Source organism: Lentzea kentuckyensis (assembly GCF_002150765.1).
Lineage (GTDB): Bacteria > Actinomycetota > Actinomycetes > Mycobacteriales > Pseudonocardiaceae > Lentzea > Lentzea kentuckyensis.
On sequence record NZ_MUYM01000044.1, the window covers coordinates 19,886 to 28,022 of the forward strand.

Below are 8,137 nucleotides of genomic sequence, written 5' to 3' on the forward strand. Positions count from 1 at the left end.
TTGACCAAAAATGGTGCTACGACTGGGGGTGCGGTGATGAGGGGAGTCAAGGTCGCCGTCATCGGCGGCGGACAGAACTGCGAGCACGACGTCTCCGTGGCGTCGGCGGCGTCGGTGCGGACGGCGCTCGGGCAGGCCGGGTACGAGGCCGTGCCGCTCACGATCGGCCGGGACGGCCGGTGGCATGGCCAGAACGGGCAGGCGCTGGACACGCTGAAGTCCGGCAGCCTCGCGGCGGCGGTGGACGTCCCGGCGCGGTGCGATGTGGTGTTGCCGCTGGTCCACGGGCCGCTGGGCGAGGACGGCACGCTGGCCGGCCTGTGCGAACTGGCCGGGGTGCCGTACGTGGGCTCGCCGCCGCGGGCGGGTGCGCTCGCGATGGACAAGTGGGCCACCAAACTCGTCGCCGAGGCCGTCGGGGTGCGGACGGCGAGGAGCCGGCTGGTCACCAACGCGTCCACTGTGGACTTCAGTGGGCCGGTCGTGGTGAAGCCGGTGGCGGCGGGGTCGAGCTTCGGCGTCCAGCTCGTCGAGCACGAGGAGCAGCTCGAACCCGCTGTGCGCCAGGCGTTGGAGCTGGACGACCGGGTGCTGGTCGAGGAGCTCCTGGAGGGCAGGGAGATCGACATCGCCGTGCTCGACGACCCGGACGAGGGGCGCCGGACCGGGCCGCCGCTGGAGATCCAGGTGCCCGGACTCTTCGACACCTCGACGAAGTACGACGGCAGCGCAGAGTTCGTGATTCCGGCTCCGCTGACCGACATCGAGCTCAAGGCGCTCGAAGACTCGGCTGCGCGGGTCTACGAGGCGTTGGGCTGCCGGGGTCTCGCGCGGATCGACTTCTTCCTGACCCAGGACGGACTGGTGCTCAACGAGGTCAACACCATGCCGGGCATGACCGCGGAGTCGCAGGTGCCGAAGATGTTCGCGGCCGTCGGTCTGTCCTATCCGGACCTGCTGGACAAGCTCGTCCGGGGAGCGATGCGGTGAAGCGGATCGCCGGGCTGGACGTGTTGCGCGGCATCGCGATTCTGCTCGTGATGCTGCGCCACGCGTTCCCCGACGTGTTCCCCGGCGCCGGTGTGGTCGGCGTCGTGGTGTTCTTCACCCTGAGCGGCTACCTCATCACCGGGGTGCTCGCGCGGGAGTTGCAGGGCAGGGGACGTGTCGACTTCAAGCGGTTCTACCTGCGCCGGGCGCGCAGGCTGTTGCCGGCGTTGATCGCGTTGACCGTGATCTTCGTCGGGGTGACGCTCGTGTTCGACCCGTTGGGGGAGCGGGACAAGCTGGTCCGGACGGTGGTGGTGTTGCTGACGTTCACCGGCAACCTGCCGATCAGCGGGGTGAGCCCGGCGACGTTCCACGGCTGGACGCTCGCCACCGAGGAGCAGTTCTACCTGCTGTGGCCCGCTTTGCTGGCGTTCGCGTGGGTGCGCAACCGGACGGGCGCTGTGCTGGTCGTCACGGCTCTCGGTGCGCTCGCGGCCTGCACGGCGACGTTGATCTGGTTGTGGCCCAACGCCGACAACGCCTACGCGCTGCCGACGTCGTGGTTCGTGTGCTTCGTGATCGGCGCGGCGACGAGGCTGAAGCTGACCGGCGCGCCGCGCTGGGCGGTGCCGGTCGCGCTCGCCGGTCTGGCGGTGTTGTCGGTGATCCCGTTGCGGGGCAACGTGCTGACGTACCTGGTCGCGGGGCCGGCGATCGCGGGGTGCACGGCCGTGTTGCTGCTGGTCTGGTCGAAGTGGGAAGAGGTGGCGACACCGATCCGGCCGCTGGTGGCGTTGGGTGTGCTCTCCTACGGCGCTTACCTGTGGAACTACCCGCTGACGCTGTGGCTGCGGCCCGAGCTGGGCGCCGCCGCCGGACCGCTCGCGGCGGTGCTGACGGTCGTGGCGGCGGCGCTCAGCTGGCGTTACGTGGAGGAACCGGTCATGCGGCGAGGTAGCCGTTCACCAGCGTCCGCCAGGCCTTCTTGACCTGCCAGCCGTCCGGGGCGCCGGGGTCGAGGTAGTAGATGCCGTGCGTGCACGGGTTGGTGCCGTTGATCCGGTACGTCCACCACGCCCAGCCGATCCCGTTGTCCTGGAAGGCTCCCAGCACGTCGCGGGCTTTCTGCTTGGCGACGGCGTCGTCGTTGCAGCCCTCGATGCCGACCTGGTTGATCCACACCGGCACCTGGTGCGCGGTGCGGAAGTCGGTGATCGCCCTGATCCGGTTGAGCGGGTTCTCGAAGATGAAGTAGTTGCAGGTGTAGATGACCTTCGGGTCGACCGTGGTGTGGGCGCCCTCCAGGCGGCCGCAGCTGTAGTTGTCGTTGGGCCCCACCACGATCGGCGTCCGCTTGTCGATGCCGCGGATCACCCCGATCATCTCGTCGTAGAAGGCCTTGACCTGGCCGTCGCTCTGACCGATCGGCTTGGGTTCCGGCAGGATCTCGAACGCGCCCATGTACGGCTTGGTCTTGTAGCGCCGCACGAGGAACTGCCAGACCTCTTTGAACTGCTGCTTCATCTCGGGGTCGGTCCAGAAGTTGTCAGGACGCCCACCCGCGCCCTGCCCGTAGTCGGAGTCGACGAACAGCGTGATCCACAGGCCCGCGGCACTGGCCTGGTCGATGGTCCGGTCGAGCAGGTCGAGGTGCCCCTGCTTGATGTGGCTGAGGTTGTTCGGATCGGGGTCGCGGCTGTCGACGTCGTCCTTCCACTCACCCCACCAGCGCAAGGGGATCCGCACCGAGTTGGCGCCCGCCGTCACGTGGTCGCCGGGATCCTGCGGCTGGACCGTGCCCCAATGCCCCCAGTTGTACCCTCGCAGCACGATCGGGTTGCCGGCCGGATCGACGACGTTCGCGCCCGACACCGAGAGACGTCCCGGCGCGGCAGCTGACGCCGGAACGCTGCCTGACAACAACAGCACGGCGGTCGTGACGCCGAAAACCACCTGTCTCAACTTCAACTTCCTACCCCTCTCAGCGAAACGTTCGGGGCGGTACGTTGCCGGACCGAGAAACGGGCGGGGTTCGGGAACTGTTCGAGGAGTGTCAAGATCGTGATTAGGCTCGGCGTCGTGCTGGACATCGCCGAGGTAGCGGAGAGGACAGGGCTCGCGCCGTCGGCCCTGCGGTTCTACGAGAAGAAGGGGCTGCTCGTGTCGAGCGGCCGCAACGGGTTGCGCCGCACGTACGAGCCCGAGGTGCTGCACCGGCTGGAACTGATCAACTGCGCCCGCCGGGCAGGGTTCTCCATCGCGGAGATCAGCCGGTTCCTGGTCGCCACGCCCGGCGACGCGGTGTTGCGGGCGACGATTTCCGAGAAGGTCGCGACGCTCGACGAGGACATCGCCCGGCTCCAGCGCATGCGCGACAGCCTCGACCACGCCTCCACCTGCACGCACGAGCCGCTCGCCGAGTGCCCGGACTTCAAACGGCGGCTGGCCCGGCCCTGACCTGGTTCTTCACCGTTCTTTCTGCAGCTTCGCGACGCCGATCGTGAAGAACCGGGGTCGACTAGACACGGCGGTATGAGAGCAGTCGAAGAGGTGGCCCTGCCGCGATCGTCGGTCTGACCTCCGAGCCACCCTGTTCCACGACGAGCGTCGCGTTCCCCGCTGTTTCGCAGGGCCTTGAAGCAGGCCGGTCGAGACGGGAGGATCGATTCACGGCCTCGGCGTGGGAGGAGGTGCCGGTGACCGACGAGGAGTTGATCGTCGAGTTCGCGCTGGTCCGACTCGACAACCCCGGCCTCGACCTGGAGGAGGTCGCCGCGCTGGTGGTCCGCCGGGTGGGGCCGGACCGCATGCTGGAGTTCGCCGGGCAGACCCTCGCGCACCGCGACGAGTTGCGGGGAGCGCTGTTCCCGGCGGCGGTCGAGCACGTGCTGCGGGTGGTGCTGACGCTGCGGGGGCCGCGCGACTAAGCAGGCTGCCAGAAGTTGTGTCCGTTACTCGCCTGACGGACGCCCGTCCGGCTTGATGGCGTCTGCAAGTACCGCCAACTCAACATCAACAGGCATTTTTCTACTACCAACAGGGCGGTTCTGGACGGAGGACACGGCGACGGTTCGTCGGGTGACGAACCGGTTGGGTGTAGTTGAGGGCGATTCGATCAAGAGTTGGTGGTACTTGCAGACGCGCTCGGCATCAACGAGTCGTGAGGTTTCGGACAAGACTTCTGGTCAGGTGCTTGGGCGTTCGGTTTCAGCGCGCTCCCGGTCCGTCGCGCAGCACCCCGCGCACGTGGTCGACCGAGAGTGACGCGGGGTCGAACGCGGTGAGGCACCACGTGGCGCCGGCCTCGGCGTACGGCGTGATGTCCGCGCCGGGTTCGACCTCGGCGACGTAGTCGAACGGCCCAGTACCCGCTCGAAGTGCTTCGACCTGGCCCACGGCGTCGGCGAACTGGCCGGCGGAGGTCAGGTTGACCGGGAAGAAGCCGTCCAGGCGGGCGGCGCGGCGCATCGGCTTGGCGTTGCCGGGGAAGCCGGCGGCCCAGACGGGGATGCCGGGGCGTTGGACGGGGCGCGGCAGGAAGGTGACGCCGTCCACCGTGTAGTGCTCGCCGTGGTGGTGCACGGTCTCACCCGACCAGGCCGCACGGAGGATCTCCAGCGACTCGTCGAGCATCTGGCCGCGGATCCGGTCGTCGCACTCCTCTCCGGTGCGGGAGAACTCGCCCGCGAACCGGTCGCTGCCGAGGCCCACGCCGAGCACGAGCCGGCCGTTGCCGAGCAGGTCCAGCGTGGCGGTCTCGCGGGCGAGCTTCACCGGCCTCCGGCGGGCGATGGCCGAGACCATCGGGCCGAACCGGAGTCGTTCGGTGGCCGTGGCGACGGCGGCGAGCGTGATCCACGGGTCGGCCACGCGGGTCACCGGCTCGCGCCAGCGGACGTGGTCCCAGACGAAGAGCCCTGACCAGCCCGTTTCCTCGGCCTCGGCGGCGAGGCGGGCGATCAGCAGCGGGTCGGCGAGGTCGTCGAACAGCGGGAGCCAGAGGGCACATCGTGGGGTCATGAGAACGACGCTAGGGTCACCCAGCCATCAACAAAAGCGATGGGTTCTGGTCAGTTTGACAAGGCATGCTTATGTTCATGCTGGATCTGCGTCATCTGGCCACGCTGGACGCGGTGGCCGTCGAGGGGACGTTCGGCCGTGCCGCCGACCGGCTCGGTTACACGCAGTCGGCGGTGAGTCAGCAGGTCGCCGCGCTGGAGAAGTCCGTCGGCGGTGCGGTGTTCGACCGGCCCGGCGGTCCGCGGCCCGTGCGGCTGACACCGCTCGGTGAGGTGGTGCTCGCACACGGCCGTGAGTTGCTTGCGCGTGCGGCGGCCACTGAGGACGCCGTCGAGCGCTTCAAGGCCGGTGAGGGGCGGGTGGACATCGGCACGTTCCAGAGCGTCACCAACGTCCTGCTGCCGGCCGTGGTGCGGCGGTTGCTGGACGAGCACCCCGCCGCGGACATCCGGCTGGTCGAGGAGGAGACCGACCGGCCCACCGCCGAGGGGCTCGACCTGGTGTTCTTCGACGGGCCGCTGCAGGGCGAGGTCGAGCAGACCAAGCTCCTGGACGACCCGTACGTCGTGGTCGCCCGGCGCGGTCAGTTCGGGGACGGGCCGGTGCCGCTGGACGCGCTGGACGGGGCCGCGATGGTGGCGCCGCCGCCGATCTGTGACCAGGCACGGGTGGAGCGGGTGTACGCCGAGGCCGGGGTCGCGCCGCTGATCGTGTTCCGGACGGCGGACAACCGGGGCGTGCTCTCGATGGTGCGCGCCGGGATGGGGATCGCGGTGATGCCGATGCTGACTTTGGACATGCCGCCCGACGACCTGTTGCGCACGCACGAGCTGGAGCCCGCGCTGACTCCGCGCGAGATCTACCTGGCGTGGCAGGCCGGCCGCACGCTGTCACCGCTCGCCCGCCGAGTGATCGAACTGACGCTGCAGACCGTCCGGCAGGTGACCGGTTCGGGTGGCTCCGCGGGCGCTTGAGCAGCACTCGATCGCGACTGCACGGAATTGTCGGTGCCGCCGGGTAACGTCCCGGACCATGACAGCTGGGGACCGGATTCAGGAGCTCGCCGCGCGGATCGTGGAGCTGCGCGACGCGTACTACCAAGGCGAGCCGTTGGTGGCGGACGCCGAGTACGACGCGATCGAGGACGAGTTCCGCGCCCTGATCGCCGAACACCCGGAGCTGGCGCCGGAGGACAACCCGCTGGACCACGTGGGCGCGCCGTCGGTGCTGCACGCGCCGGTGCGGCACTCACGGCCGATGCTGTCGCTGGAGAAGGCGAACAAGCCCGAGCAGGTCGAGGCGTTCTTCGGCCGGTTCCCCGGCCAGCCGGTCGTCGTCATGCCCAAGCTCGACGGTCTGTCGCTGGCCCTGGTCTACGAGAACGGGCGGCTCGCGCGGGCGGTGACCCGCGGCGACGGCACGACGGGCGACGACGTCACGTTCCTGACCCGCGCGCTGTGCGACGGCGTGCCGGACAAGGTCGACGCGCCGGGCCGGGTCGAGGTGCGCGGCGAGTGCGTGATGCTGCGGTCGACCTTCGACGCGTACAACAAGAAGAACCCCGAGAAGCCGCTGATCAACCCGCGCAACGCCGCCGCGGGCACGTTGCGCGCCAAGGACCCGAAGGCGGTCGAGGGCCGGCGCATGCAGTTCTTCGCGTTCGACCTGACGACCGAGCCGGAGAGCGCCGACTCCGACCTCGACGCGGGCCTGCGCAAACTCGGCTTCAGCGTCGCCGACATGAGCCACTGCACCTCCGCCGCCGAGGCACAGAAGCTCATCGAGGGCATCGAGCAGGCCCGCAACTCGCTGGACTACGACCTGGACGGTGCCGTGCTGCGCCTGGCGAACCGCGACGCGTTCGCCGCCGCCGGCACCAGGTCGTCGTCGCCGCGCGGCGCGATCGCCTACAAGTTCGCCGCTGAGGAGAAGACGACGGTGCTGATGGACGTCGTCTGGGACGTGGGCAAGACCGGCAAGATCGCCCCGGTCGCCTGGCTGGAGCCCGTCTTCGTGGGAGGCACCACCGTCACCCGCGCGACGCTGGCCAACCAGGAGGTCATCCGCTCCCGCGGCATCAGGATCGGCGACACCGTCCTGGTCCGCCGCGCCGGCGACGTGATCCCGTTCGTCGCGGGAGTCCTGGACGAGTCCAAGCGCACCGGCGCCGAACGCGAGATCGTCCCGCCGTCGCAATGCCCGTCGTGCGCCCAGCCGCTGACCGAGCAGGGCAACAGTCGCGAGCTGTTCTGCACCAACGCCGCCTGCCCGGCCCAGACCGTGCGCCGCCTGATCCACTGGTCCTCCCGCGCGGCCGCGGACATCGACGCCATCGGCCAGGTGTGGATCGAACGCCTCGCCGAGACCGGCGACCTGGTGAACCCGTCCGACTTCTACACGCTCACCAAGGAACGCCTGCTGGAGTTCGACCGGGTCGGCGACGTCTCCGCGACCCGCATGATCGAGTCCATCGACCGCAGCCGCTCCGTGGGCCTGCGCCGGGCCCTCATCGGTCTCTCGATCCCGATGGCCTCCGAGGGCACCGCGGCCAGGCTGTGCCGCGCGGGCTTCGGCTCCCTGGAAGAGGTCGCCGACGCGGGCGCGGAGAAGCTCGTCGCCGTCGAGGACATCGGCCAGAAGGTCGCCGAGTCGCTGACCGCCCACCTGGCCCGCCTGCGCCCGGAGATCGAACGCCTGCGCGAGCGCGGCGTCTCGCTGGACGTGCGCGAGGAGGACCTGCCCCCGGTCGTCGTGGCGGGCGCGCCCCTGGAGGGCAAGTCGGTCGTGATCACGGGCTCGATCAGCGACCCGCGCTCCGGCGAGAAGGTCACCCGCCCGACGTTCCAGAAGATGTGCGAACGGGCGGGCGCCACGGCTGCCTCCTCGGTGTCCGCGACCACGGACCTGCTGATCACCGGCGAGGGCGTCGGCGCGAACAAGCTGACCAAGGCGGAGAAGCTCGGCGTCGAGGTGGTGGACCAGGCCGAGATCTGGACCAAGCTGATCGCGGCCGGCATCGCCTGAAACGCAGGAAGCCCCCACGCTGACCGGGGGAGAACGGCAGCCTGGGGGCGGGTCTGGGATCGCCCTCGAGCTGCCTTGGGGGAGGACGGCAGCTGGAGGGCGA

At 69.7% G+C, this 8,137-nt stretch carries 8 protein-coding genes; 6 read left to right on the forward strand and 2 right to left on the reverse strand.

Features of this window, described 5'->3' with window-relative positions:
- Positions 1-36 precede the first annotated feature (36 nt).
- A complete protein-coding gene (locus B0F77_RS21825; RefSeq protein WP_086664814.1) occupies positions 37-990 on the forward strand; it encodes a D-alanine--D-alanine ligase family protein in 954 nt (317 codons plus the stop codon).
- Positions 987-1,979, forward strand: coding sequence for an acyltransferase family protein (locus B0F77_RS21830; protein WP_143466844.1), 993 nt, complete (start codon positions 987-989; stop codon positions 1,977-1,979). Before B0F77_RS21825 ends, B0F77_RS21830 begins: the two co-directional genes overlap by 4 nt.
- Here the strand turns inward: B0F77_RS21830 and B0F77_RS21835 are convergent.
- Complete coding sequence (locus B0F77_RS21835) at positions 1,933-2,943, reverse strand: glycoside hydrolase family 5 protein (protein ID WP_245848528.1); 1,011 nt, start codon at positions 2,941-2,943, stop codon at positions 1,933-1,935. The genes B0F77_RS21830 and B0F77_RS21835 overlap by 47 nt on opposite strands.
- 108 nt (positions 2,944-3,051) lie before the next feature.
- Between B0F77_RS21835 and B0F77_RS21840 the strand changes: the two genes are divergently transcribed.
- Positions 3,052-3,447 carry a MerR family transcriptional regulator gene (locus B0F77_RS21840; protein WP_245848525.1) on the forward strand — a complete coding sequence of 132 codons (396 nt, stop codon included), beginning with the start codon at positions 3,052-3,054 and terminating at the stop codon, positions 3,445-3,447.
- Positions 3,448-3,686: 239 nt separating this feature from the next.
- Positions 3,687-3,917 carry a hypothetical protein gene (locus tag B0F77_RS21845; protein ID WP_086664824.1) on the forward strand — a complete coding sequence of 77 codons (231 nt, stop codon included), beginning with the start codon at positions 3,687-3,689 and terminating at the stop codon, positions 3,915-3,917.
- Between the two features lie 280 nt (positions 3,918-4,197).
- Here the strand turns inward: B0F77_RS21845 and B0F77_RS21850 are convergent, their stop codons facing one another.
- The gene (locus tag B0F77_RS21850) at positions 4,198-5,010 is read right to left on the reverse strand and encodes an LLM class flavin-dependent oxidoreductase (RefSeq protein ID WP_086664817.1); all 813 of its coding nucleotides are present in this window, start codon (positions 5,008-5,010) and stop codon (positions 4,198-4,200) included.
- 77 nt (positions 5,011-5,087) lie between these two features.
- On the opposite strand from B0F77_RS21850, the gene B0F77_RS21855 reads away from it, so the two are divergent.
- Both B0F77_RS21855 and ligA read left to right on the forward strand, forming a co-directional pair.
- A complete protein-coding gene (locus B0F77_RS21855; RefSeq protein WP_245848526.1) occupies positions 5,088-5,984 on the forward strand; it encodes a LysR family transcriptional regulator in 897 nt (298 codons plus the stop codon).
- 58 nt (positions 5,985-6,042) lie between these two features.
- A complete protein-coding gene (gene ligA / locus B0F77_RS21860; protein WP_086664819.1) occupies positions 6,043-8,034 on the forward strand; it encodes an NAD-dependent DNA ligase LigA in 1,992 nt (663 codons plus the stop codon).
- Positions 8,035-8,137 lie beyond the last annotated feature (103 nt).

What these genes read in the sequence shown, in the direction of transcription:
- B0F77_RS21825 (WP_086664814.1), top strand. Translation starts at nt 37, where the DNA reads ATGAGGGGAGTCAAGGTCGCCGTCATCGGCGGCGGACAGAACTGCGAG.
- ligA (WP_086664819.1), top strand. Translation starts at nt 6,043, where the DNA reads ATGACAGCTGGGGACCGGATTCAGGAGCTCGCCGCGCGGATCGTGGAG.
- B0F77_RS21850 (WP_086664817.1), bottom strand. Translation starts at nt 5,010, where the DNA reads ATGACCCCACGATGTGCCCTCTGGCTCCCGCTGTTCGACGACCTCGCC.
- B0F77_RS21855 (WP_245848526.1), top strand. Translation starts at nt 5,088, where the DNA reads ATGCTGGATCTGCGTCATCTGGCCACGCTGGACGCGGTGGCCGTCGAG.